The organism is Winogradskyella sp. ECml5-4 (genome assembly GCF_036903175.1).
Classification (GTDB): domain Bacteria; phylum Bacteroidota; class Bacteroidia; order Flavobacteriales; family Flavobacteriaceae; genus Winogradskyella; species Winogradskyella damuponensis.
This window is the reverse complement of the sequence record NZ_JAYJLF010000003.1, coordinates 224502-251307: the sequence shown is the minus strand read 5'-3', so window position 1 is coordinate 251307 and position 26806 is coordinate 224502. Positions and strand designations below refer to the sequence as shown.

The window sequence follows — 26806 nt, the reverse complement described above, 5'->3', positions numbered from 1 at the left end:
TATTAATAAAAAAATATTTATAACTATCATATAAAAAAAGCGACTCAGTGAGTCGCTTTTTTTTATGTTTAAAACATCGTGAACAACTCCCAATTTTCAATACACAATTATGAGTTAAATCACGTTTAAAAAAAGTAAATTTGCATTTTACTAAACACAACTCAAACACACGACATAAATGATTCATTTCTTCGGAAACCAAAACAGCAAGGTATTTGCTGTTCAAGCAACAAAAGAATTATCAACAGAAACCGTTTCAAAATTGACATGGTTATTTGGCGACCAACCAAAAATAGAACAAGCATCTCTCGATGCTTTTTTTGTTGGACCTAGAGCAGCAATGATTACTCCTTGGAGTACAAACGCTGTTGAAATCACTCAAAATATGGGAATATCTGATATCCTAAGAATTGAAGAATTTACTTCAGTTCCTAAAGATTTCAAAGATTACGACCCTATGATTTCTGAAAAATATCAAAGTTTAAATCAAGATATTTTCAAAATTGATATTCAACCTAAAGCGATTCTAAATATTGAAAACATTTCAGAATACAACCAACAAGAAGGCTTATCACTTAGTAATGAGGAAGTTGACTATTTAGAAAGTGTTTCTAAAAAAATAGGTAGACCATTGACCGATTCTGAAGTTTTCGGCTTCTCTCAAGTCAATTCTGAGCACTGTCGTCATAAAATTTTCAATGGAACCTTTGTGATTGATGGAGAAGAAAAAGAAACGTCGTTATTCAAACTTATAAAAGAAACATCGAAACAACATCCTAACGATATTGTTTCAGCATATAAAGACAACGTCGCCTTTATAAAAGGACCTGTTGTTGAGCAATTTGCACCAAAACGTGCTGATGTTCCAGATTACTATACAACTAAAGATTACGAATCTGTAATTTCATTAAAAGCAGAAACCCATAATTTCCCAACAACTGTTGAGCCATTTAATGGCGCAGCAACAGGTTCTGGAGGTGAAATTAGAGATCGATTGGCTGGCGGAAAAGGCTCTTTACCATTAGCCGGAACAGCCGTTTACATGACCTCATACTCGCGATTAGAAGAAGAACGTCCTTGGGAAAAAGCCTTCCCTGAACGTAAATGGTTGTACCAAACACCAATGGATATTTTAATAAAAGCCAGTAATGGTGCCTCTGATTTTGGAAATAAATTTGGGCAACCGCTTATCTGTGGTTCTGTTTTAACCTTTGAACACCAAGATCAAAATGGTAAGATTGGTTACGACAAAGTCATTATGCAAGCTGGTGGAATTGGGTATGGAAAAGCAGATCAAGCTTTAAAAGATACACCTCAAGAAGGCGACAAAATCGTGATTCTTGGTGGTGATAATTACCGAATTGGAATGGGAGGAGCTGCAGTGTCCTCAGCAGATACTGGTGAATTTGCTTCAGGCATCGAATTAAATGCTGTACAACGTTCTAACCCAGAAATGCAAAAACGTGCTGCCAATGCGGTTCGTGGCATGGTAGAAAGCGATGAAAATTTTATTGTGTCTATTCACGATCATGGAGCTGGTGGACACCTTAACTGTTTATCTGAACTTGTTGAAGATACAGGAGGAAACATTGATTTAGACAAATTACCTGTTGGAGACCCAACATTGTCTGCAAAAGAAATTATTGGTAACGAATCTCAAGAACGTATGGGATTAGTGATTGCCGATAAACACTTAGAAACATTACATAAAATAGCCGATAGAGAACGTTCTCCAATTTACGATGTTGGTGAAGTTACAGGAAAACACCGCTTTACTTTCGAATCTAAAACTACTGGTGAAAAACCAATGGATTTAGCCTTAGAAGATATGTTTGGAAGCTCTCCAAAAACCATAATGAACGATATTACGGTTGAAAAAAACTATGGAGGTATTTCTTATGACACCAATAAATTCTACGATTATCTAGACCAAGTATTACAACTAGAAGCTGTAGCCTCTAAAGATTGGTTAACAAATAAAGTAGACCGTTGTGTTGGTGGTAAAGTGGCCAAACAACAATGTGTTGGTCCTTTACAAATTCCTTTAAATAATGTTGGTGTAATTGCACTCGATTTTAAAGGTAAAGAAGGTATTGCAACCTCTATTGGGCACTCTCCTATTTCGGGATTAATTAATCCGGAAGCAGGAAGTCGCAACTCTATCGCAGAAGCGTTAACCAATATTATTTGGGCGCCTTTAAAAGATGGACTTAAGAGTGTGTCTTTATCCGCAAACTGGATGTGGCCTTGTAAAAATGAAGGTGAAGATGCACGTTTGTATGAAGCGGTAAAAGCGATTTCAGAATTTTCAATTGACTTAGGCATCAACGTACCAACAGGTAAGGATTCCTTATCCATGAAGCAAAAATATCCTGATGGTGATGTCATTTCTCCAGGTACAGTAATTATTTCTGCGGCCGGAAACTGTAATGATATTACGAAAGTTGTGGAACCTGTTTTTCAGAAAGGAAAAGGATCTATTTATTATATCAATGTATCACAAGATACGTTTGAATTAGGTGGAAGTTCATTCGCACAAATCAATAACAAAATTGGAAATACCACTCCAAACATAAAAAGTGCGGCTTACGTTAAAACGGTATTTAATACCATTCAAAATTTAATAAAAGACAATCAAATTGTTGCTGGTCATGATGTGGCTTCTGGTGGATTAATAACCACACTTTTAGAAATGTGTTTTGCAGATACTAATTTAGGAGCTGAATTAGATATTACAAGCTTAAACGAATCGGATTCATTTAAAGTTTTATTTGCTGAAAATGCAGGACTTGTAATTCAATCAGAGGATGATAGCATTGAAGGTATCCTTTCTGATGCAGCTATCAAATTCCACAAAATAGGTGACGTTACCGAAAGTGATGTTTTAGGTATTATAAACGGTAGTCAAGTCTTTACGATGACGGTTTCAAAATTACGAGATACGTGGTTTAAAACCTCTTTCCTACTCGATCAAAAACAAACCGCAAATGGTTTAGCCAAAGACCGATTTGATAATTATAAACATCAAGCTTTAGACTTTACCTTCCCAAGTCATTTTACAGGAAAATTAAAAGATACGCTTGGCACAACCAACACACGACCAAAAGCCGCTATTCTTAGAGAAAAAGGTTCAAATTCTGAACGCGAAATGGCAAATGCGATGTATTTAGCTGGTTTTGATGTGAAGGATGTGCATATGACCGATTTAATTTCGGGCAGAGAAACTCTTGAAGACATTCAGTTTTTAGGAGCTGTTGGTGGTTTTAGTAATTCTGATGTTTTAGGTTCTGCTAAAGGTTGGGCCGGAGCTATTAAATATAACGACAAAGCCAATAAAGTAATTAATGATTTCTTTAAGCGCGAAGACACATTGTCTGTTGGTATTTGTAATGGCTGTCAATTAATGATGGAACTCGATTTAGTAAATCCAGAACACGAGGTTCACGGAAAAATGACGTATAATGATTCTCATAAGCACGAAAGTGGCTTTACGTCTGTGAAGATTCAAAAGAATAATTCGGTGATGCTTTCTTCATTGGAAGGTGCGACATTAGGAGTTTGGATTTCTCATGGTGAAGGTAAATTCAAATTGCCTTATACGGAAGACCAATACAATATCGTAGCCAAATATGGTTATACAGATTATCCTGCTAATCCTAATGGTTCAGATTTTAATACGGCTATGTTAACCGATAAAACCGGAAGACATTTAGTAACTATGCCACACATTGAACGTTCTATTTTTCAATGGAACTGGGCTAATTACCCAGCAGGACGAAAAGATGACGTATCACCATGGCTTGAAGCTTTTGTGAATGCTAGAAAATGGATTACCAATGAAATTTAAGCTGTTTGTTTTTTTATTATGTTTTTCATTATTAGGATACTCGCAGATAAAAAAGCCTAAGTATTATCTACAATATGCTAAAGACACGCTGTATTCTGATGTTGAATACTTCAACATTTCTAAAAAACAACACAATATTAAATTAAAAAGTAACCTATTTTCTAGCCTGAGGTACGAAAATGACACACTGGTTTTACACCGCCTTAGGCATTCATATCTATTTGGAAAACTAGATAGCATAAAACGAAACCAACTTTTTCTGCTTTTTTCAAATAGAAATAAAATTGATACAACAAAAATTATGGTCATCCACTATCAAGATACCTTGAAAAAAATAAGTGAATTTCCAGAAAAATCGGGCGTTGTTTATACTAAAGACAGCACATCTCATAGACATGCAATCAGTCATTCTGACTATGTGAAAAATCAGAGGGCCTGTACTAAAAATTTACGTAAAAAAAATACCTCAGAGGTGTATCATTTCTTTAAACACAATAATGGTCACCCATTAACCTATAAAAAAGAGAGATGGTATAAAGATTATTTTGGTATAATAAATGAGCTATTTAGAGATTATAAGTCTAGATTTCATACCATAGTAATTCATCCCAATGGAGACTTTTTTTGCATGAATTATACTGACGGTAACAATAAGTTGCTTTCAGACATCGCCAAAGGAAAACGATGGGAGAAACATAAAAATGATTTTTTTGAAAAATTAGACTATTTGAATTCTATAAAATAGCTCAAAAGTTTAAATGAACTATTCCATATTTTGAATGTTCAATCATTAATCTTTTACCTATAAAAAAAGCTTTTACACAATGTAAAAGCTTTTTTTTGAATAGTTTTAAAAACACTAAAACTATTATAACATGATTTGCTATTAATCTGTTACTATTATAAATTTAGAAATATCAACTCCTTTTAAATTAGAAAGGTTTAGAATATAAGTTCCGCTTGCAATACTTGAGACATCTATTGAAGTTTCTGAGTTTAAAAACGCTACTTTTTTATTCAAAATTAACTGACCTTCTAAACTGTATATTTTTGCAAACTCTATTTCTGTAGCATTTAAAAGCTTAATCGTTAAGCTATTTTTTACTGGATTAGGGTAAATGGAAATATTGTCTTTCAAATCAACCTCACCTACAGACAACGCTGAAGTACCAAAAAATTCTATTTCGGTAATGTTAGACCAGACACTTGTTCTATTATTTCCTGCTGTATTAAATCTTCCAAAACTTAACAATTTCACATAACGCGCATTTGCCGATACTTCGTATTGATCAAAATCATCTCTTGTTCCCGTTGTTGTTGTTATTAATAACTCGCCTGCTGTTGGTAAAAGCATTGTAAAATCTGAAGGTGCTGTTCCTGTTGTAGAAACCCAAATTTGAATGCCATAAGGGTCAGACTTATCATCTGTAGCTATCTGTATTAAATCAAGTTCATACTCATCATTTAAATCGTAAATTACATATTCTCCGTCACCCTTATAATCACCAGGTAAAACATCTCCATCTGCTGCTGTCCATTGTGTTCCTGTATCTTTATCTAAAGTGTTATTTGCATAATTTGTTTTTGGAGGATCTGCATCAAGATCTACTTGCTCTTGTGAGAACGAATGAATAGTAACCGGATCGTCATCTAAACCTGTATTAATAAGATTGTATAGATCTGTTAAATCAGCCCCGTTTTGAGTTATATTTAATTGTCTTACAATTACATTTTCTCCAGATGTTTGAGTAAAAGTTACTGAACCTGTTCTACTACTAGTTTCTTCATTATCGGTTACAGATACTACAACTGTAGCATCACCTGTACCTAAATTAATATCAATAGATATCCATGGATCATTGGAAACAGCTGCCCAACTTACATTTGCATTCACAGAAACATCATAATTAGCAGCTTCAGAATCAAGCACAGGCAAACTACTCACTGTTAATGATTCTGGTATTTCAATGGTACAATCTCCATCAATTATACTCGCTCCTAAATTATTTAAAAAACAAGCTCCAATGCCTTGACCAACCATAGCATCCGTTGTTGGAGCATAAACACCCATATCAGCTCCTTTGCCTACAGAGCCAAGTCCTGAAAATGTAAAAATTTCTCCAACAGAAGTCGCCATAATTCCTGACTCTTCAGAAAAACCAAGATTAGTAGCTCCCAATGTAGCGCCTGCATAAACATTTCCACTGTAATTTAAAGTTGTGCCAAGGTTAGCATATGCATTGTCGGTATCTCCACTAATAACATTGGAGATATTTGGATTGCCCGCAGTGAAATAAATTAAATTATTAGAAACTGTTCCAGTTGGATCTGTTGACCCTTTATCTGTGTTATAGTATAATGGAGCATTAGTGTTTATAATTGTATTATTAGAAATACTTATATTTTCCACTTTCTGATAATCGCTTGAAGTATTATCAGAAGAACATGACACAGCGTTATTAGCACTTCCACCTAAAAATGTAATACCGTTATTCCACTTTGCCTGATCAACCACTGTTATACAGTCTTGAATATAATTATTAGTAATTGTATGCTCACTATCTACAATTCTAACACCTCCTGTACCGTCTACATTTTCACCTAAAAAGTAATTCCCTTCTACTGTTGCGTTAGAACCGTGTCTAAGCACTAAAGACCCTCTACTTCTTCTAAATGTATTATTAATATAAGAGTTGTTTTTACTTTTATTAGTAATAATTTCATTTTCACCATCTGCCTGAACAAAATAATTATTACTTACCATTACGCTACTATCAACATTCTGATAAGAACTAGTACCAATACGTATGGTTTCACTATCACCAGCATTAGTTAAATTAGAATCAATTTTTTCGTAGTTATAGAAATAGTTATTACTAATTGTATGACCAACAATATCGCAACTCGTATTTATTTCAGGCTCACCATCTTCAACAGGAGGATATGCGTTATATGCTAATTCTACTAAAATCATATTTCCTGCATTAGATTTATTCATAAACGAACAATTAATTACAGTATTATACGTGCCGTACAGCATAACCCAATTGTGTTTTTTACTTTGCCCTTCTACCTGGTCTGCAGGATCAACAGTTAAGCCATTCATTGCACAATTTTGAATTGTACTATTATTAGCATAATCTTCCCCATCTCTGAATTCAATAACAACACTCGATCCATAACCTCCTTGCCAATAAAAACCATCAACAATAACATGATCTCCACCAATACTCATTCTTAAACCACCTGTAAACTTTACTCCTCCAGGTGTTTCTGCTCTAAAAGTAATAGGCATATCTGCAGTACCTGTTGTAGGTGAAAATTTAATTCTATCATCTGAGTCATATACTCCATCTTGCAAAATAACAGTATCTCCTGCTGCAAGGGTTTCATTTAAGGCATCTAGATCTTCAGGATTACTAATAATGTATGTTTCTTGAGAAAACACACTAAATGTTGATAATAGCAATGTACATATTGCAATAAAAATTGAAGTCTTAAAAAGGTAAAATGTTTTCATACTCGTAAAAATTAAATATTGATTATTTTGATTGGTAAACCAATCTGGTTAACCAAATATACTTAAAAATATATAGTTTTAACAAAAAAACTTGACTAAAACTGCATAATTCACTAAACCAGCATGTATTTAATAGGATTACCGTAAATGATCTAATAATATTTATTATATGCTTAGCTACGATACTAATTATATATTTCATATTTTCGTAATACTACAACAAGAGTTTAATAATATGACAGAAGTAACACGCCTTTTTGATTTTCCTTATTACCAATTACAACATAAGCCTAACCCTAAATCTCTAGTTACCAAATACAATGGTAAATGGGAAGCTATATCGACACAAGAATACGTTGATAAATCTAATACAGTAAGTAGGGCATTGTTGCGATTGGGAATTAAAAAAAATGATAAAATAGCTGTAATTTCTACCACAAACAGAACTGAATGGAACATTATGGATATTGGAATTCTTCAGCTTGGAGCGCAAAATATCCCTATATATCCTACGATTTCTGCAGAAGATTATGAATATGTATTAAACCATAGTGAATCTATCTATTGTTTTGTTTCGGATAAAGAAGTATTAGAAAAAGTTAGAAAAGTTCAAGCCAATACAAACATCAAAGAGGTCTATTCTTTTGATTATATTGAAGGCTGTAAACATTATTCTGAATTATTTGAATTAGGAAAAGACGAAAGCAACCAACCCGAAGTTGAGGCCAGAAAAGATGCTGTAAAACCTGAAGATTTAGCTACTATAATTTACACTTCTGGTACAACAGGTAGACCTAAAGGTGTTATGCTTTCGCATTGGAATATTACGAGTAATGCTTTAGACAGCTCTCCAAGAGTTCCTCTAGTAAAAGGCGAAAACCGTATTTTAAGCTTCTTACCTATCTGTCATATTTTTGAACGTCTCTTAATTTATGTGTACCAATATGCAGGTACTTCCATCTATTTTGCAGAAGGCATTGATAAAATTGGTGAAAATGCTAAAGAAATAAAGCCAAACTTAATGAGTGTTGTACCGCGATTGCTCGAAAAGGTATTCGATAAAATAATGCTTAAGGGAGAAGAATTAACGGGTATAAAAAAAGCCTTGTTTTTTTGGGCTGTAAGATTAGGTGAACGCTGGGAACCTTATGGAGCAAATGGTACGTGGTATGAATTTCAGCTTAAAATTGCAAACAAACTTATTTTTAATAAATGGCGCGAAGCACTAGGTGGTGAATTAGGAACTATGGTCTCTGGTAGCGCAGCACTTCAACCAAGATTAGCTCGTGTTTTTGGCGCAGCACAAATGAGAGTTATGGAAGGTTATGGACTAACCGAAACATCTCCTGTTGTTTCTGTTGGTTTATATAAAGACAAAATGTATAGAGTGGGAACCGTTGGAAAACCTATAGATAATGTAGAAGTTAAAATTGCAGACGATGGAGAAGTCTTAATAAAAGGACCTAATGTTATGATGGGATATTACAAAGACCCTGAAAAGACTAATGAAGTAATGACAGACAATTATTTTCATACAGGAGATAAAGGAGAAATTGATGCCGATGGTTTCTTAAAAATCACAGGTAGAAAAAAAGAAATGTTTAAAACTTCTGGAGGAAAATATGTCATTCCACCTCTATTAGAAAATGACATGAAACAGTCGCTTTTTATAGAACAAATTATGGTTGTTGGAGAAGGCGAAAAAATGCCTGCAGCTTTAATCCAACCAAATTTTGACTTTATCAGAGATTGGATTGACCATAAACAAAATGGTGTTGAAAAAACAGATGAAGCCATTTCTAAATCAGAAATTGTTATAAATCGTATTCAAAAAGAAGTTGACAAATACAACAAAAATTTTGGTAAGTGGGAACAAATTAAACGTTTTGAACTTACACCTGATGTATGGTCTATTGATGGTGGCCACCTTACACCAACCATGAAAATGAAACGAAAAATCATAAAAAACATTTACCAAGATCTCTATGACAAAATTTATAGACAGCAGTAATTACTTTGGTTTAGCACCTTTTTAAAACTTTATTAGTACCTTTTTCATACGCTATAAACTTTAATACTTGTGATTTTGAAATAGTTTTGTAATATAAATTCTAAATTAAAATATTATGAAACGTTTATTGACTATTTCAATCTTTCTAATTGCATTATGTATTTCACATCCTGCTATTGCTCAAAGTTCTACCTTTGATTTAAAAAGATCTATAAATCTAACTAGCAACGACAAGGAAGATCAAAGTATTATTTTAAACGTCACAGAAAAAACATCTAGCTTAGGTCTCGATATTAATTGTAAAGTACTCTTAGGAAGTCTTAAAATAGAGATTTACAATCCTAAAGGCGAAAAACAAGGAGAATTTGCCGTTGAAAGTCAATTAAAAGAAAAATTACCCTTAAATTATGATGAAAGTCTAAATAGGGAACTTGTTGAAGGTAAAATTGAAAAAATAATCAGTGATCCTATCGCTGGCAAGTGGATTATTAAATTAATACCTACAAAAACCTATGCATCCATAAAGATTAATTCAAGATTTATAACACATAACTAAAAATTGAAACTAGCCAATCTACCTTTTAATGATCGCTATGTAAATTTACTAGCTACGTTTACTCTAATTCTTCTTTTTAATAGCAATAGTCTTTTCAGTCAGAATTTCTCAAATAATGAACCTAAAATTGAAGGTCACATTGTTTTAGACAGCATCTGGAAGCCTAAACTATATCTATCACATATTTCAGATTTTAGCAAAATGTACACCATGTCTCGTAGTATGATTATTGCAGAATCTGATGTTGATAGCTCTGGGTATTTTAAATTTAACATAGACTACCTTCCTAAAAATGACAATTTATATCGACTTCATATATCTAAAAAAGGGGCATCAGATGCCTCAATAATCATAGGAGGTAAAGAGGAGAACCATTTCTTTATCGTTGCCAATAAAGCCTCTAAAATTGAAATTTTCAACAATAATAAAACCTTTAGCGATGTAACTTTTAAAAGTGATGTAAAAAATAAAATTATTGATAAAGTAGACGATATTGTTAAACTCATAGACAGCACCAACTATAGTGCCACTAGAGTAAAGAGCGAGTTTGTTACTAATGCTTTTAATGAACAGCTCAGAAAAATTGCAGACACTTGCTCCTATCCTCTGGTATCTTTATATGCATTACAAAAAAGTAAATATGAGGTAGACATAGATAATAACACAGACTATTATCAAAATTTTATTGAAAAGTGGAAAAACGAAGACTCAGAATATTTTAAAACCTTTAAGTCAAAAGTTCCTAAAAGAAAAAACGCTTTCGACAATAGAATACTCATTGCTTTGAGTATTCTTTTATCATTTGGATTAGGTTTTTTTATTAACGGAAAAATAAGAAAAAGACCTCATAAACAAACATTAGCTCTAAAAACTCTTAGTGTACAAGAACGAAAAATTTATGCTTTATTAAAAGCCGGAAAATCTAATAAAGAAATTTCAGATGACATGAATATTGGCATAAGCACCGTAAAATCTCACGTGAGTTCCATATATCAAAAACTGAATGTAAAATCTCGAAAAGAAATCATCAACTTTAAAGATTAGATTAATCTTTAAGTCTTATTTACTGCTACGCTTCTTGTAATTTTTAACAAATTCTCCTTTAGGTTTACCATCATCAAAAGAACTCCACTTAACTAAAACACGTGTTTCGTCTCGTGCTTCTTCATTTGGAATATCTTCATATTCCATTCTATAAATAGCAGAGAACAAAGGAGCTCGTCCTTCACCATGGTGACAATGAATCAAAACTGGATAATTAGTACTATCATCCATAATTTTTAAAAACTTATCTACTGTTGGTTGATCTGGCACCTGCCTTGATCCTACGTTATAATAATTAACATTACCAATCTTTTCAATAGCCTCTTTTTCTACGATTAATTGTTCTGGAATCTCAGGATTGTTTACAAGATCATCAGTACCAGGAAATCTTAAATCAATAACACTTTTAATATTATGTTTAGTAATATAATCTTCTAACTCATCAGGAGGAATTACTCCAGATTTATAAACCTTACCCTCTGAGATAGCTTTAAAATTATAGTTTAAATTTACATCATAATAAAATTTAGCAGCGCCAATGATAACGATAGCTAAAACAAACAATCCTATTTTTTTCTTCATATACTTAATTTTTTAAGCTTAGTTTTTTATCGATAATTCTATCGTAGTAATCTTTAACATAGGCTTTACAAATGTTTTCAATTTGAGACATTTCAGCATTTTTGTTTCCAATAAGGTTGTTTTTCAAGCCTTTATCTGAAATATCATAAAATCCTTTAGCTCTCTTTCCATCAAATATACAAATATAATTTCCCATCTGAAATTGATAATGTGAACTCCCATAATTAATTGTAAATGGCTTAGTTGAATCTGTAGAATCAACTAAACTTCGTCCCCAACTTCTAAAAGGCTTCTTATACCCTATCATATCTAAAACCGTTGGATAAATATCAATTTGCTGTGCCAAATCCATATTAACACCTGCCATGGAATTGTCCGGTTTATAAATCAAAATTGGCACCGTAAATCGGTTAATAGGTTTATAATACATGTCTTTATAATACACCTGATTACCATGATCTGCAGTAATAATAAAGATGGTATTATCAAACCATGGTTCTTTTTTAGCTTCTTCAAAGAATCGCTTAAAAGCATAATCGGTATAGCCAACACATTGATGCATAGGGACATTTCCGATTGGAAATTTGCCTTCATATTTTTTAGGTATAATATAAGGTTCGTGAGACGAAACGGTAAAAACAGTTGTAAAAAAGGGTGTTTCCATATCATCAATATTCTCCTTCATATACTGTAAAAAAGGCTCATCCCAAATTCCCCATGCACCATCAAAATCATCGTCATTGTTATAATCTTCACGTCCTAAATACGAATCAAATCCCAATATGTTACTAAAGCCTAAAAAGCCCATAGAACCTCTTGCTGCTCCGTGAAAAAATGTCGAATTATAACCTTCACTATTCAATATTGAAACCAAAGATTGAATCTCCTGTTTGGAATATGCCGAAGATGTAAACGCATCTTTAAACGAAGGAATCCCTGATAAAATAGAAGACATACCATGAATTGACTTACTTCCATTGGCAAAAGCATTTGGAAAAATTAAACTTTTTCCGGCTAGCGAATCTAAAAAAGGAGTATAACTTACGTAGTTGGGTATATTGTATTCTGTATTAAAAGCACCTAAATACTCACGACCAAGACTTTCTGTAATTATTAATACAATGTTAGGTTTTGATTTAGGATTATTTGAATATTGTTTAATTGGCTGTACATATTTGTCTACAACTGCCTGATCCATTTCATACCCCACTTTTTTAAAAGAATTAGCATTGAATGTGCGGATAAAAGCAAATGGAGAATTCAAAACCAAATCTGCTTGTTCTATTTTTTGAACATGCCTATTGGCATCTACAAGATTAATTGGCCTGGTGCTCTTCTTAAAATCTCCTCCTCTTATGCCACCAATAGTTAAAACTGTTACAATGCAAAAAACAACTAACGACTGTAATACATAAATTAAATTTTTCTTGGTCGTGAGTTTTGATCTATCAACAGAAGCTATATTCACTTTTCTATATAAGTAAACCCAAAGTGATGAAGTCAAAACAAACAGTAAAAAAACATGCCAATAATCAATTAAAAACCTAAAAAACATACCTCCTTTATCTGTTTCGTGCTTTACCACATCTAAAACAACTATCGTGGTACGACTAAAGGTGTATTTATAGTAAATGAAATCTACAAAATTGATGGCATAAGCAATTAGGTTTGTAACAAAATACACATAAAATAAAACCTTTTGATAGCTCTTTTTAGTATTTATAAATAAAGGCAAAAATGACATTAACAAAAACAAACTATTCACATATAAAATAGCTGTTGTGTCAAATGCTAATCCATGGTATTGAATTTTAAGAAACTCTGTAACAGACTCAACATGCAATAAATCAAAATTGTAAATAAGAAACAAAACTCTAGCAATGAAGTAAAAAAGGTAAACTAAAAAAAGTCTGTAAAAAAATACTTTATATTCTTGAAATCTATAAACCGAGTTGTTCAATGTAATGCGTAGTTATTTGCAAAATGCTGTTAATAATACAATGAGACAAATTTAATGTAATTATTTAAAAAGCCTTCAAAATCCATATATCAAAAAATTATATACAATTTTTGCTAAAATACTATGCATGCATAGTATTTTTTTACTATCTTTGGTTTTCAAACATTATACATGAAAGATAAAACCATTGACTACGTCCTTAGAACCACATGGTTAGCGGTCAATAAAATGTACAACGAAGAAGCGTCTGAATTTGGAACCACTATGGCAACAGGTTTTACATTATTGAGTATTGATCCAGAAAAAGGAACCCCTTCAACTTCTTTGGGACCAAAAATGGGAATGGAAGCAACAAGTCTTTCTAGAACTTTAAAAACTATGGAAGCCAAAGGCTTAATAGAACGTAAACCAAATCCCGAAGATGGCCGTGGAGTCCTTATTTTTTTAACTGATTTTGGTAGAGAAAAAAGAGCTTTATCAAAAGAAAAGGTTTTAACCTTTAATGAGGCTATTAAAAATAATGTCTCTTCAGAAGAACTGACAAATTTTTACAAAGTTGCAGAAATCATTAATAATATGATTTCCAACAAACAGATATACAATAAAAAAGAACACATTTTAAAATAAGATGAGTAAACGAAGAATTAAAAAAATAGCAATTATTGGATCTGGAATTATGGGAAGCGGTATCGCTTGTCATTTCGCCAATATTGGTGTAGATGTTTTATTATTAGACATTGTACCAAGAGAACTTAACGACAAAGAGAAAGCAAAAGGTTTAACTTTAGAAGACAAAGTCGTACGAAACAGATTAGTAAACGATGCCTTAACAGCGTCTTTAAAATCGAAGCCCTCTCCTATTTATAGTCAATCTTTTGCAAGTCGAATTACTACAGGAAACTTAGAAGACGATATCGCTAAAGTAGCTGATGTAGATTGGATTATGGAAGTTGTAGTGGAAAGACTTGATATTAAACAACAAGTTTTTGAAAAGCTAGAAAAATATCGTAAACCAGGTACGTTAATTACATCTAACACTTCTGGTATTCCTATTAAGTTTATGAGTGAAGGTCGTAGTGACGATTTCCAGAAACATTTCTGTGGTACGCACTTCTTTAATCCTGCACGATATTTAAAATTGTTCGAAATCATTCCTGGTCCAAAAACAGACCAAGCGGTATTAGATTTCTTAAATGAGTATGGAGAAAAATTCTTAGGGAAAACATCTGTCATCGCTAAAGACACTCCTGCATTTATCGGAAACCGAATCGGAATTTTTAGCATTCAAAGTTTATTTCACACGGTTAAAGATTTAGATTTAACCATTGAGGAAGTAGATAAATTATCAGGCCCCGTAATTGGTCGTCCAAAGTCAGCAACCTTCAGAACTGTTGATGTTGTCGGATTAGACACTTTAGTTCATGTCGCTAATGGCATCAGAGAAAACTGTCCTAAAGATGAACGTTTAGAGTTATTTGAATTACCAGATTTCATCAATACCATGATGGAAAACAAATGGTTAGGAAGTAAAACAGGACAAGGATTTTACAAAAAAGTAAGAAAAGAGGATGGTTCTTCTGAAATTTTATCATTAGACTTAAATACCTTAGAATACAGAGCTTCCAAAAAAGCAAAGTTTGCTACTTTAGAATTGACTAAAACGGTCGATAAAGTTGTAGATCGTTTCAAAATATTAGTAAAAGGTAAAGACAAAGCTGGTGAATTCTACAGAAAGAGTTTTGCTGCTTTATTTGCTTATGTTTCAAATCGTATTCCAGAAATCACAGACGATTTATATAAAATTGATGATGCCATGAAAGCCGGTTTTGGATGGGAACATGGTCCTTTCCAAATTTGGGATGCTATCGGAGTTGAAAAAGGAATTGAAATGATGAAAGCAGAAGGTTTAGAACCAAATGCTTGGGTAAATGAGATGTTAGCCTCTGGAAGTACATCTTTTTACACTGTAAAAGATGGAGCGACTTATGCTTATGATATTCCTAAAAAATCACAAGAAAAAATTCCTGGTCAAGATGCCTTTATCATCTTAGATAACATCAGAAAAACAAACGAAGTGTTTAAAAACTCTGGAGTGGTCATTGAAGATTTAGGTGATGGTATCCTTAACTGTGAGTTCCAATCTAAAATGAACACCATTGGTGGAGATGTTCTCGCAGGATTAAATAAAGCTATTGATTTAGCCGAAAAAGATTTTGCTGGTTTAGTCGTTGGTAACCAAGCCGCAAACTTCTCTGTTGGCGCCAACATCGGCATGATTTTTATGATGGCAGCAGAACAAGAATATGACGAGCTTAACATGGCTATCAAATATTTCCAAGATACCATGATGCGTATGCGTTATTCATCAATCCCAACAATTTCTGCACCTCACGGCATGGCTTTAGGTGGTGGATGTGAATTATCATTACACGCAGATAAAGTCGTTGCGGCAGCAGAAACTTACATGGGACTTGTAGAGTTTGGTGTTGGTGTAATTCCTGGTGGTGGTGGTTCTAAAGAAATGGCTTTAAGAGCATCAGACACCTTCAGAAAAGGAGATGTACAATTAAATGTTTTACAAGAGTATTTCTTAACTATTGGTATGGCTAAAGTATCAACTTCTGCTTACGAAGCCTTCGATTTAGGATTGCTTCAAAAAGGAAAAGATGTTGTTGTGGTCAATAAAGACCGTCAAATTGCAGTCGCAAAACAACACGCTAAACTAATGGCCGATTCTGGTTATACGCAGCCTGTAAAACGAAATGATGTTTTAGTACTTGGTAAACAAGCCTTAGGTATGTTCTTAGTAGGAACAGATTCAATGGAAGATTCCAACTACATTTCGGAGCACGATATGAAAATCGCAAATAAACTAGCCTACGTTATGGCTGGTGGAGATTTATCAGAACCTACTAAAGTAACAGAGCAATACCTACTAGATATTGAACGTGAAGCCTTTTTGTCTCTTTGTACCGAAAGAAAAACATTGGAACGTATTCAACATATGTTAACCAAAGGAAAACCGTTAAGAAATTAGACAACTTAGATTCTCAGATTTCTAGACTCTTAGAAATCTAAAATATCAAAAAATCTAATTATCTAATTATCTAAAAATCTAAAATTATGAAAACAGCATATATAGTAAAAGCATACAGAACCGCAGTTGGTAAAGCACCAAAAGGCGTGTTCCGTTTTAAAAGAACAGATGAATTAGCTGCTGAAACCATTCAGCACATGATGGAAGAACTGCCTAATCTAGACAAAAAACGTATCGATGACGTTATTGTTGGAAACGCTATGCCAGAAGGATCGCAAGGATTAAATATGGCACGATTTATTTCATTAATAGGATTAGATAGTGTAGATGTTCCTGGTGTAACCGTAAATCGTTTTTGTGCCTCTGGTATTGAAACTATTGGAATTGCAACAGCAAAAATTCAAGCTGGAATGGCCGATTGTATTATTGCAGGTGGTGCAGAAAGCATGAGTGCGGTACCAATGACAGGCTTTAAACCAGAATTAAACTACGATACCGTAAAAGCGGGTCATGAAGATTATTATTGGGGCATGGGAAATACAGCTGAAGCTGTTGCAAAACAATTCAACGTTTCTCGTGAAGACCAAGATGAGTTTGCCTACAACTCGCACATGAAAGCGCTAAGAGCACAAGCTGAAAATCGTTTTCAAGATCAAATAGTACCTATTGAAGTTGAGCAAACTTATATCGATGCTAACGGAAAGAAAGCAACCAAATCCTACACCGTAACTAAAGATGAAGGGCCACGCGCAGGAACAAGTAAAGAAGCCTTAGCAAAATTAAGAGCAGTATTTGCTGCAGGAGGTAGCGTTACTGCTGGTAATTCATCCCAAATGAGTGATGGTGCTGCTTTTGTGATGATAATGAGTGAAGAGATGGTAAAAGAATTAAATCTTGAACCAATTGCTCGTTTAGTTAATTATGCTGCTGCAGGTGTTGAACCTCGTATTATGGGAATTGGCCCAGTTAAAGCCATACCAAAAGCATTAAAACAAGCAGGATTAAAACAAGATGATTTAAGTTTAATTGAATTAAACGAAGCATTTGCATCTCAATCTTTAGCGGTAATCAGAGAACTGGATTTAAACCCAGATATTATTAACGTTAATGGTGGTGCCATTGCATTAGGTCACCCATTAGGATGTACTGGAGCAAAACTATCTGTACAGTTATTTGATGAAATGCGTAAACAAAATATGCAAGGTAAATATGGTGCTGTAACCATGTGTGTTGGTACTGGTCAAGGAGCTTGTGGGATATTTGAATTCCTTAATTAACAATTAAGACGCTCAGAACCAAGAGTCAAGATTAATAAAAAGACGACAAAGACAATAGACTATGCATAATTTCAAGAAATTAAAAATTTGGAATGAAAGCATGGCATTAGTTTCAGAATCTTATAAAATCACTAGGAATTTTCCAGATTTTGAAACTTATGGATTAACGAGTCAAATGAATCGATGCGCTATGTCTATTCCTTCAAATATATCGGAAGGCACAAGTAAAAGTTCAAACAAACATTTTGCTCAATATTTAGAGTACAGTTTAGGCTCTGCTTTTGAATGGAAAACACAACTGAATGTTGCTTTTAATGAAAACTATATTTCAGAAGAAAAATTTAAAGAATTAGAAGACAAAATAAAACAAATACAAAAAATGATTTCAAGTTTCAAATCCGGACTTAAGTGGTCTTGATTCTTGGTTCTAGAAATCTTAAAATCTAATAACAAAAAAAATGGCAGATACAGAAAAAGACATCCTACGTGGAGGTCAGTTCTTAGTAAAAGAAACAAATTGTGAAGATGTGTTTACTCCTGAAGATTTTTCAGAAGAACAAACCATGATGAAGGAATCCGTAATGGAATTTAACGATCGTGAAATCATACCTCATAAGCCTCGTTTTGAAGCTAAAGATTATGCACTAACCGAAGAGGTAATGCGTAAAGCTGGTGATATGGGCTTTTTAAGTGTTGCTGTTCCTGAAGCTTATGGCGGGATGGGAATGGGTTTTGTATCTACAGTATTAACTTGTGATTATATCTCAAGTGGTACAGGTTCTTTTAGTACTGCTTTTGGTGCACACACAGGAATTGGTACTATGCCAATTACATTATATGGTACCGAAGAACAAAAACAAAAATACGTTCCTAAACTAGCCTCTGGAGAGTGGTTTGGAGCGTATTGTTTAACAGAACCAGGAGCTGGATCTGATGCCAATTCTGGTAAAACAACAGCAACGCTTTCAGAAGACGGAAAATCGTATAAAATTAACGGTCAAAAAATGTGGATCTCAAATGCAGGGTTCTGTAGTTTGATGATTGTTTTTGCTCGTATTGAAGATGATAAAAACATTACAGGTTTTATCGTAGAATATGATGGAGATAATCCTAACGGTATTGTTTTAGGTGAAGAAGAACACAAATTAGGTATTCGTGCCTCTTCTACGCGTCAAGTATTTTTTAATGATACAGTTGTACCTGTAGAAAATATGTTAGCAGGTCGTGGTGAAGGTTTTAAAATTGCCATGAATGCGCTTAATGTTGGTCGTATTAAATTGGCTGCGGCTTGTTTAGATTCACAACGTCGTATTTTAACTACTGCTGTAAACTACGCTAATGAACGTAAACAATTTAAAACTCCTATTGCAAACTTCGGAGCTATTAAAACCAAATTAGCCGAAATGGCAGCTAGTGCTTATGCGGGAGAATCTGCAACTTATAGAGCTGCAAAAAACATTGAAGATCGCATTGCTTTGCGTGAAGCGGCTGGGAATTCGCATCAAGAAGCAGAACTTAAAGGGGTTGAAGAATATGCTATTGAATGCTCTATCTTAAAAGTTGCTGTATCAGAAGATGTACAAAATGCTGCAGATGAAGGTATTCAAATTTTTGGTGGCATGGGCTTCTCCGAAGACACTCCTATGGAGTCTGCTTGGAGAGATGCGCGTATCGCTCGTATATATGAAGGCACTAACGAAATCAACAGAATGTTAGCTGTTGGTATGTTAGTAAAAAAGGCAATGAAAGGTCATGTAGACTTATTAGGCCCTGCTCAAAAAGTACAAGAAGAATTAATGGGCATCCCGTCTTTTGATACTCCAGATTATTCTGAATTATTTTCAGAAGAAAAAGAAATGATTAAGAAGCTTAAAAAAGCCTTTTTAATGGTTGCAGGTGGAGCTGTTCAAAAATTTGGACCTCAACTAGAAGAACACCAACAGTTATTAATTGCTGCTGCAGATATCTTAATTGAAATCTATATGGCAGAATCGGCAATTCTAAGAACAGAGAAAAACGTGAAGCGTACTAGCGAAGCAGAGCAATCGGCTCAAATCGCAATGGCTAAATTATACTTATATCACGCTGTAGATATCGTTGAAGAAAAAGGAAAAGAAAGTATTATTTCTTTTGCTGAAGGAGACGAACAACGTATGCTATTAATGGGACTTAAACGTTTTACAAAATATGCAAACTATCCAGATATCGTAGATTTACGTATTGAGATCGCAGAAAAAGTAAAAGCAGAAAACAAGTATTGCTTTTAAAATTTAGGTTAAGTTGAATGGTTAAAAGCCGATTCTTCCCTTTCATGATTGGGGTTGAATTGGCTTTTTTAATTGAATAATAACACTACTTCTTATTTTCCACTAGCTTCTAAAATACCATTGTAGATAAATTGAGCAATTTCTTGTTGCTGTTCTAAATTATTAAGCTTTTCATTATCAATACTATTTGTTAAATAACCTATTTCTAATAATACAGCAGGACTATTGACGTCTTTTATAATTTTAAAATTTGCAGGCTTAATTTTAGCATTATCAAAACTTTGTCTTATCAATGCCGAGACTAAAACTGAGCTATATTTCATAGATTCACTATATCGCTCAAAATTTTCACTTTCGTAATAATAAGCTTCTACACCAGACTGTTCTAAATTAGAATGTGCATTACAATGTACACTAATTACCAAATCTGGTTTTTGGTTATTGATAAATGTAATTCTTTCATCTAAAGAGGTAAACGTATCATCGGTTCTAGTTGTAATTATTTTCAGCTTTTCATCACTAAGGGATTGCAGGTAATTAGAAATATTTAAAACAATATCCTTTTCGTTTACATTAAAAGACGTATTTCCAGAATCCTTTCCTCCATGTCCTGCGTCTATAACGACAACTAATGGCTCGCCAGATAATGTATCATCTAAATTTTTACAAGAACTAAATACAAAAATGCCGGTAAAAAGTAAAATGACAGATATAATGTTTAAAGTTCGTTTGAATACTGATGATTTTGATTGATGTAACATAATAATTCGATTTTTGATTTGAATAAAATTAAATCCGCTAGTTAGAGGAACGCGGTAGTCCTTTTGTCCTAAGTTTATTATAGTATTTGAGTAATTTTCGATGTCAATCCCTGATAAAACGGACTTTTCATCTGCTCTAAATTCATGATTCTGCAAAGTGGCTTTTTTGTACAACCAGATAAATGGATTAAACCAAAAGATGCAACTCAATAATTCTAATAGTATAATATCTATAGTATGTAATTCTTTACTATGTACGGTTTCATGAGCAATAACACTTTCGTAATCCTCTCTAGAAAACGTGTGCTGTTTAGGAATAAACATATAATTAAAAAAACTAGACACCATATCAGAGTCCGTACTCTTTATCACTTTAAGTTTTCCATCATATTCATATTCGTTTCTTGTCAATCCATAAATCTTAGATAAATTCTTTAAGAATCGCAAAACTAAAAACAATGCTATAATAATGTAGACATAGAAAAAAGGACTTTTTTGAGAGTGGTCGACTTGCTGACCCTCACCAAAAGTTACGTCCTCTATAGGCTGAGTTTCTGCTACCGAAGCAGTAAATTTCTCTAAAGGTATTTCAGTAATACTCGGCACAGCCTTAAAGAGTTCAACCTCCATAAATGGTGCAACTAAACACAAAAGAAGAGAACCTATTAAGAAAAAACGATTAAACTGAAATGTCTTTTGCTTTCTGAGTAACAAAACATAAACCGCATAAGAACAGCCTAAACTAATAATGGTATATATAAAATAACTAATCATTGGCTTTCTTTTGATCCATTTTCTGCTTTAATAACGCTTGAAGTTCCTCTAATTCTTGCACCGATAAATCGGCATTTTTGGCAAAAAACGATGCAAATTGCGCTTTAGAGTCGTTAAAAAAATGCTGAATCATTCCGTTAACCTGTTTCGTAAAATAATCGTTCTTTTTAAGAATTGGAAAATATTGTTTGTCTCTTCCTAAACGCTCAAACCCTATATATTCCTTATCAGTCATACGTTTCAATAAAGTTGAAATCGTTGTATATGCAGGCCTTGGCTCAGGAAATTTCTCGACGATGTCTTTCATAAATCCTTTTTCAAGCATCCACAAATACTTCATGATTTGAAGCTCAGATTTATTCAGTTGTTTTATATCCACAATTATAGTTTTAATACTACAAATGTAGTAATAAAGAATTATCATGCAAATTATTTATAAATTTATATCTTTAAAAAAACTTTTATAAAATGCGATACATCCTAACTATCTTATGTTTAATACCTGTTTTGGCATTTTCTCAGTCCAACACCGAAATATTCTTAGGAGATATAACAACAGAGAACTCAAAAATTAAATTGAGTAATGTTAAAAACATTTCTAACAACGAAGGTTACGACAATCAACCTTCTTTTTTAGATGAGCGTTACATTGTTTTTGCTTCAACAAGAGCTGGACAAACCGATATTGCAAAATATGATACACGTTATAATGGCAAAATCTGGATTAATTTTACTGATGGTAGCGAGTATTCACCTCTAAGAATCCCAAATCAACAAGAATTTTCTGCTGTACGCTTAGATAAAGACGGAAAACAACGCTTGTATGCTTATAATTTAAGTAATGGTGAATCTAATGTCCTTATTAAAGACTTAGTCGTTGCATATTACACTTGGGCTGATGAAGAAACTGTTGTATCTGCCGTAATAGAGGACGAAAAACTTAATCTTTATGTCACAAATATCATCAGTGGTATAAGTACAAAATATGCTTCAAATGTTGGACGTTCATTTCACAAAATCCCGAATTCCGATTTAGTCAGTTTTATTTCAAAAACTAATGCAAAACAATGGCAAATAAAATCACTAAACTCTAAAACAGGTAAGATTAGACTTATCGCTAATACCCTAAAAAATGTAGAAGATATTTGTTGGTTAGATAGTAAAACCTTGCTTTTAGGCAAAGACAGTATTCTATATAAATTAAGACTACAACGTGATAATAATTGGAAAAAAATAGCAGATTTATCAACTAACGGCATTACAAAAATAACGCGTTTAGCAACAAATGCTTCTGGGACAAAATTACTTTTAGCAGGTGACATTCCTGCAGATAATTTAGCAATAGAAACTCCGGAAGAAACCACTAAAGAGAATACTGAAGCTGAAATCATAGCAATGGAGAAAGCAGCTGCTAAAATTGTACAAAAATATATTGATCCCTATAACAATAGAAAGTTAGATGAACTTGCCTTTGCTTTCGATGCCGATGTTATTGTTAATAGATTTCCTAGAGCAAAAATGTACTCTGGCCGTACTACATTAAGAGAAAGTTACAAGCAATTTTTTAAGAAAAACGAAAAATCAAGTGTCAAGGTTATCAATAGAATGACACATAAAAATATGGTTGTAGATGAAGAATTAGTGACTATAAATAACACAACCAATAGACAAGTTACAATTTATGAAACTGATGCCGATAATATTAACGTCGTGACATATATTAGCAACTCTAAAACAAATTCTAACCCTGAGTATATTGTAAACGACCAATTAGAAGCCTATAACAACAGAGACATTAATGGTTTTACAAAAACTTATACCAATGATGTCATGCTATTTTCGTTTCCATATACCCTAAACTCTGAAGGACAAGACGCCTTAAAAAAGCAATATGCTTCTTTTTTTAAAAACACACCCGATTTAAACGCGGAAATAGTTAATAGAATTGTAATAGGTAATAAAGTAATTGACAAAGAAAAAGTACGTGTAAACGGTAAAATCATATATGCCATTGCTATTTACGAAATTAGAAACGATTTGATTTCTAGAGTTACTTTTATTCAATGATGTAACAATTTAACACCTTAATAGACATATAGTTACACAACCAAAACTACTTAACTGTCCCTACTGTTTAAAACCAACCACAATGGGACTATTTTGGGATTTAATCCAACAAAGCGAATTAGAAAATCAAAAAGGAAAAGCTGAATCGTTAGAAGAACGTGTAGCCGTACTTGAAACTGAACTTTCAACCACCAAGGCATTATTATTAAAAACACTTCACATACTCGAAAAAAGCTCTGGTCTAGATATTAATGACGATGGCAAAATAGGCTGATGCTGTTTTCTAAAGCCAAGTTTTAAATTTAGGTGATTCGCACCCAAACCGATTCATATACAATACACAATATCACATTAATATGTGATTGACCGCCTCTATCAATTAAACTATTTTTAAGCAATCATTACCCTAAATTGATTAATAGCATTTAAACCTAATTTAATGTATTATTATTCATATATAAATGAACGCAAAATCTATAAAATGTAAGTCGTGCTATTAGTCTTTTAGCAATTGGCCTAATTATTTTGTTTATAACCGGTTTGTACCATGTAATTTTTATATTTACTTGATCATATAAAAACAAGCTCAATGAAACACTTACTGTTCTTACTAATTGCTTTTACATTACCAAGTAAAGCACAAACAAGTAAAGTGCTTGAGCCCAAACTAGAAAACATTGCATGGATTGCTGGCACATGGCATGGTGAAGCTTTTGGTGGCATCACCGAAGAAATTTGGAGCGAACCTTCTGGCGGTTCTATGATGGCAACGTTTAAATTAATTAACGACGGAAAAGTAACCTTCTACGAAATTGAAGTCATAAGAGAAGTCAAAAATTCATTAATCCTTCAATTAAAACATTTCGGCCCAGATCTTAAAGGCTGGGAAACGAAAGATGAAACCGTTGATTTTCCTTTAATAGAAATCACAGAAAACAAAGTGGTTTTTGAAGGCATGTCCTTTGAAAAAAATTCAGATAATGAAATGAATGTCTATGTGGATATCGAAGACAACGGAAAAACAGAAACCGTAAAATTCAATTACAAAAAAACTTTAAAAAACAGCAAACCACTGAAACAGCTGATTAAAGTTAAACATGCAAAAGAAACCATAAATATTGATGGTATTGCAAATGAAACCATTTGGAAAAATTCAGAATGGCATCAACTCGATCAGTTATGGTTAGGTGAAGCCTATACGGCGGACGATTTTAAAGGGCGATACAAGTTATCTTGGACTAAAGATGCCCTTTATCTTTTGGCAGAAATACAAGATGATGTTATTGTAGACACTCACAAAGATCCTCTTGTAGCGTGGTGGGATGACGATTGCATAGAAATTTTTATAGATGAAGACAATAGTGGTGGCGAACATCAATTTAATCATAATGCCTTTGCTTATCATATTGCTTTAGACGGAAATGTCGTTGATATGTCAACAAAAAGAGAAGGTAAATTATATAATTCACATATAGAATCTAAACGAAACGTTACAGGAAACACCACCTTATGGGAAGTCAAAATAAAATTATTTAACGATACCTATAAAGACGATATGGATAACCTGCCTACAACCTTACAAGCGAATAAAAACATAGGCTTTGCCCTTGCCTACTGTGACAACGACAGTAGTTTAGAACGTGAAAACTTTATAGGGTCAATTCCTGTGGAAGGTGAAGATAAAAATCGTGGTTGGATTGATGCCAATATTTTCGGAACTTTACAATTAATCGATTAACAACTTCAACATAATGAAAATCGCAATCAGCTCAGTATTTCTAATGGTCTCTATTTTACTAGGTGCACAAACCGACCAAAATATTTATGACATCATTGATGCTGTTTCGGAAGAACGCTTAAAAAAAGACGTACAAACGTTAGTCGATTTTGGAACACGACATACACTAAGCGACACCATTTCTAAAACTCGTGGTATTGGAGCGGCACGTCGTTGGGTAAAATCTGAATTCGAAACCATTTCTAAAGATTGTAACGATTGCTTAGAGGTCTTCTACCAAAAGGATTTAGTAAAAAAAGGAGAAAATCAACGTATCGTTAAAGACGTGATGGTCGTTAATGTTGTTGCTATTCAAAAAGGAACCAAATATCCAAATCGCTATATCATAATGAGTGGTGATATCGATTCTAGAGTTTCTGATCCAAATGATTTTACTTCAGATGCACCAGGTGCTAATGACAATGCCACAGGAATGGCAGGTGCTATTGAAGCTGCTAGAGTATTGTCTCAATATAAATTTGAAAGTAGTATTATTTATGTGGGATTGTCTGGTGAAGAACAAGGTTTGTTTGGCGGTCAAGGTTTAGCAAAATATGCGAAGGAGCATCATTGGGATATTATTGGGGTTTTAAATAATGATATGATTGGAAATATATCTGGAGTGGATGGTGTGATTGATAATCGCACTTTCCGAATTTTCTCAGAACCTATTACAACGTCGGAAACAGATCCTGAAACATTAGCAAAACAAGCGAGAGCCAGACGTTTTTATGGTGGTGAAGTCGATGGTATTTCACGTCAGTTAGCACGATTTATCTATAAAACAACAAAAACCTACATGCCAGAGATGAACCCAATGCTAGTGTATCGCTTAGATCGTTTTGGACGTGGAGGTCATCATAGACCTTTTAACGATATGGGCTTTGCTGGCATCCGAATTATGGAAGCTCACGAAAATTATACGCAACAGCATCAAGATATTCGTACAGAAAACGGGATTGCATACGGAGACACTTTTGAACATGTTAACTTTCCGTATTGCAAAAAGTTAACCGCTGTCAATGCCATTACTATGGCAAGCCTTGCTTCTGCTCCACCGTCACCAACCGAAGTTAGTATTGGTGGCATTGTGGAAGCCTCTGCTAAATTACAATGGAATAATGTTGAAGGTGCCAAAGGTTATAAAATCTATTGGAGAGATACCACTTCGCCAACTTGGGATCACAGTCGTTATGTAGAAGGTACTACCGAATTTACCTTAGACGGCATCGTTATTGACAATTTCTTTTTTGGAGTCGCAGCGGTAAGTGCAGATGGGCATGAAAGTGTTGTTGTGTTTCCAAATAAAATTTTAAGATAAAAACT

Annotated in this window: 19 protein-coding genes; 14 read left to right on the top strand and 5 right to left on the bottom strand. The window is 33.5% G+C overall.

Annotated elements, in window-relative coordinates; all coding sequences use genetic code 11:
• Positions 1-178 precede the first annotated feature (178 nt).
• Both purL and VDP25_RS04365 read left to right on the top strand, forming a co-directional pair.
• Positions 179-3847 (top strand): phosphoribosylformylglycinamidine synthase, encoded by a 3669-nt coding sequence (gene purL / locus VDP25_RS04370; protein ID WP_334467276.1) that lies wholly within the window; start codon positions 179-181, stop codon positions 3845-3847.
• Positions 3837-4592: a hypothetical protein gene (locus VDP25_RS04365; protein WP_334467274.1), complete on the top strand. Its 756-nt coding sequence runs from the start codon at positions 3837-3839 to the stop codon at positions 4590-4592. Before purL ends, VDP25_RS04365 begins: the two co-directional genes overlap by 11 nt.
• Positions 4593-4733: 141 nt before the next feature.
• Here VDP25_RS04365 and VDP25_RS04360 read toward each other — a convergent pair whose 3' ends face one another.
• Positions 4734-7367, bottom strand: a complete 2634-nt coding sequence (locus VDP25_RS04360) for a chondroitinase-B domain-containing protein (protein ID WP_334467272.1) — start codon at positions 7365-7367, stop codon at positions 4734-4736.
• A 235-nt stretch (positions 7368-7602) separates the two neighbouring features.
• Here VDP25_RS04360 and VDP25_RS04355 point away from each other — a divergent pair, with 235 nt between their 5' ends.
• The 3 genes from VDP25_RS04355 to VDP25_RS04345 all read left to right on the top strand — a co-directional run bounded on the left by VDP25_RS04355 (position 7603) and on the right by VDP25_RS04345 (position 10978).
• A complete protein-coding gene (locus VDP25_RS04355) occupies positions 7603-9378 on the top strand; it encodes an AMP-dependent synthetase/ligase (RefSeq protein ID WP_334467270.1) in 1776 nt (591 codons plus the stop codon).
• 115 nt (positions 9379-9493) lie between these two features.
• Positions 9494-9934, top strand: coding sequence for a hypothetical protein (locus tag VDP25_RS04350; protein WP_334467268.1), 441 nt, complete (start codon positions 9494-9496; stop codon positions 9932-9934).
• Between the two features lie 3 nt (positions 9935-9937).
• Positions 9938-10978 (top strand): helix-turn-helix domain-containing protein, encoded by a 1041-nt coding sequence (locus VDP25_RS04345; RefSeq protein ID WP_334467267.1) that lies wholly within the window; start codon positions 9938-9940, stop codon positions 10976-10978.
• Positions 10979-10993: 15 nt separating this feature from the next.
• Here VDP25_RS04345 and VDP25_RS04340 read toward each other — a convergent pair whose 3' ends face one another.
• Together VDP25_RS04340 and VDP25_RS04335 are read right to left on the bottom strand one after the other, a co-directional pair.
• Positions 10994-11560, bottom strand: coding sequence for a dual specificity protein phosphatase family protein (locus VDP25_RS04340; RefSeq protein WP_334467266.1), 567 nt, complete (start codon positions 11558-11560; stop codon positions 10994-10996).
• Between the two features lie 4 nt (positions 11561-11564).
• Positions 11565-13520, bottom strand: coding sequence for an LTA synthase family protein (locus VDP25_RS04335; protein WP_334467265.1), 1956 nt, complete (start codon positions 13518-13520; stop codon positions 11565-11567).
• 171 nt (positions 13521-13691) lie between these two features.
• Between VDP25_RS04335 and VDP25_RS04330 the strand changes: the two genes are divergently transcribed.
• The 5 genes from VDP25_RS04330 (at position 13692) to VDP25_RS04310 (ending at position 20101) form a co-directional block, all read left to right on the top strand.
• On the top strand, positions 13692-14147 hold the full coding sequence (locus tag VDP25_RS04330) for a MarR family winged helix-turn-helix transcriptional regulator (protein ID WP_215925346.1): 456 nt from the start codon (positions 13692-13694) through the stop codon (positions 14145-14147).
• A gap of 1 nt (position 14148) precedes the next feature.
• Positions 14149-16557, top strand: a complete 2409-nt coding sequence (locus VDP25_RS04325) for a 3-hydroxyacyl-CoA dehydrogenase/enoyl-CoA hydratase family protein (RefSeq protein WP_334467262.1) — start codon at positions 14149-14151, stop codon at positions 16555-16557.
• 86 nt (positions 16558-16643) lie between these two features.
• Positions 16644-17834: an acetyl-CoA C-acyltransferase gene (locus VDP25_RS04320; RefSeq protein WP_334467260.1), complete on the top strand. Its 1191-nt coding sequence runs from the start codon at positions 16644-16646 to the stop codon at positions 17832-17834.
• Between the two features lie 61 nt (positions 17835-17895).
• Positions 17896-18252: a four helix bundle protein gene (locus VDP25_RS04315; protein ID WP_334467258.1), complete on the top strand. Its 357-nt coding sequence runs from the start codon at positions 17896-17898 to the stop codon at positions 18250-18252.
• Positions 18253-18292: 40 nt separating this feature from the next.
• Positions 18293-20101 carry an acyl-CoA dehydrogenase family protein gene (locus VDP25_RS04310; protein ID WP_334467256.1) on the top strand — a complete coding sequence of 603 codons (1809 nt, stop codon included), beginning with the start codon at positions 18293-18295 and terminating at the stop codon, positions 20099-20101.
• A gap of 92 nt (positions 20102-20193) precedes the next feature.
• Here VDP25_RS04310 and VDP25_RS04305 read toward each other — a convergent pair whose 3' ends face one another.
• Both VDP25_RS04305 and VDP25_RS04300 read right to left on the bottom strand, forming a co-directional pair.
• Positions 20194-21636, bottom strand: coding sequence for a M56/M15 family metallopeptidase (locus tag VDP25_RS04305; protein WP_334467254.1), 1443 nt, complete (start codon positions 21634-21636; stop codon positions 20194-20196).
• Complete coding sequence (locus VDP25_RS04300; RefSeq protein WP_334467252.1) at positions 21629-22015, bottom strand: BlaI/MecI/CopY family transcriptional regulator; 387 nt, start codon at positions 22013-22015, stop codon at positions 21629-21631. Before VDP25_RS04300 ends, VDP25_RS04305 begins: the two co-directional genes overlap by 8 nt.
• Before the next feature lie 89 nt (positions 22016-22104).
• Here VDP25_RS04300 and VDP25_RS04295 point away from each other — a divergent pair, with 89 nt between their 5' ends.
• From VDP25_RS04295 to VDP25_RS04280, 4 genes are all read left to right on the top strand, one after another.
• Positions 22105-23703, top strand: coding sequence for a nuclear transport factor 2 family protein (locus tag VDP25_RS04295; RefSeq protein WP_334467251.1), 1599 nt, complete (start codon positions 22105-22107; stop codon positions 23701-23703).
• A gap of 82 nt (positions 23704-23785) precedes the next feature.
• Positions 23786-23977 (top strand): hypothetical protein, encoded by a 192-nt coding sequence (locus VDP25_RS04290; RefSeq protein WP_334467250.1) that lies wholly within the window; start codon positions 23786-23788, stop codon positions 23975-23977.
• A gap of 315 nt (positions 23978-24292) precedes the next feature.
• Positions 24293-25441, top strand: coding sequence for a DUF6265 family protein (locus VDP25_RS04285; RefSeq protein WP_334467249.1), 1149 nt, complete (start codon positions 24293-24295; stop codon positions 25439-25441).
• Positions 25442-25454: 13 nt separating this feature from the next.
• Entirely contained in the window at positions 25455-26801 is a 1347-nt protein-coding gene (locus VDP25_RS04280; protein ID WP_334467248.1) for a M28 family metallopeptidase, read from the top strand.
• Positions 26802-26806 lie beyond the last annotated feature (5 nt).

Coding starts and splice junctions, on each gene's coding strand:
- VDP25_RS04355 (WP_334467270.1), top strand. CDS start 7,603: ATGACAGAAGTAACACGCCTTTTTGATTTTCCTTATTACCAATTACAA.
- VDP25_RS04310 (WP_334467256.1), top strand. CDS start 18,293: ATGGCAGATACAGAAAAAGACATCCTACGTGGAGGTCAGTTCTTAGTA.
- VDP25_RS04290 (WP_334467250.1), top strand. CDS start 23,786: ATGGGACTATTTTGGGATTTAATCCAACAAAGCGAATTAGAAAATCAA.
- purL (WP_334467276.1), top strand. CDS start 179: ATGATTCATTTCTTCGGAAACCAAAACAGCAAGGTATTTGCTGTTCAA.
- VDP25_RS04285 (WP_334467249.1), top strand. CDS start 24,293: ATGAAACACTTACTGTTCTTACTAATTGCTTTTACATTACCAAGTAAA.
- VDP25_RS04360 (WP_334467272.1), bottom strand. CDS start 7,367: ATGAAAACATTTTACCTTTTTAAGACTTCAATTTTTATTGCAATATGT.
- VDP25_RS04340 (WP_334467266.1), bottom strand. CDS start 11,560: ATGAAGAAAAAAATAGGATTGTTTGTTTTAGCTATCGTTATCATTGGC.
- VDP25_RS04365 (WP_334467274.1), top strand. CDS start 3,837: ATGAAATTTAAGCTGTTTGTTTTTTTATTATGTTTTTCATTATTAGGA.
- VDP25_RS04315 (WP_334467258.1), top strand. CDS start 17,896: ATGCATAATTTCAAGAAATTAAAAATTTGGAATGAAAGCATGGCATTA.
- VDP25_RS04295 (WP_334467251.1), top strand. CDS start 22,105: ATGCGATACATCCTAACTATCTTATGTTTAATACCTGTTTTGGCATTT.
- VDP25_RS04320 (WP_334467260.1), top strand. CDS start 16,644: ATGAAAACAGCATATATAGTAAAAGCATACAGAACCGCAGTTGGTAAA.
- VDP25_RS04280 (WP_334467248.1), top strand. CDS start 25,455: ATGAAAATCGCAATCAGCTCAGTATTTCTAATGGTCTCTATTTTACTA.
- VDP25_RS04350 (WP_334467268.1), top strand. CDS start 9,494: ATGAAACGTTTATTGACTATTTCAATCTTTCTAATTGCATTATGTATT.
- VDP25_RS04305 (WP_334467254.1), bottom strand. CDS start 21,636: ATGATTAGTTATTTTATATATACCATTATTAGTTTAGGCTGTTCTTAT.
- VDP25_RS04330 (WP_215925346.1), top strand. CDS start 13,692: ATGAAAGATAAAACCATTGACTACGTCCTTAGAACCACATGGTTAGCG.
- VDP25_RS04325 (WP_334467262.1), top strand. CDS start 14,149: ATGAGTAAACGAAGAATTAAAAAAATAGCAATTATTGGATCTGGAATT.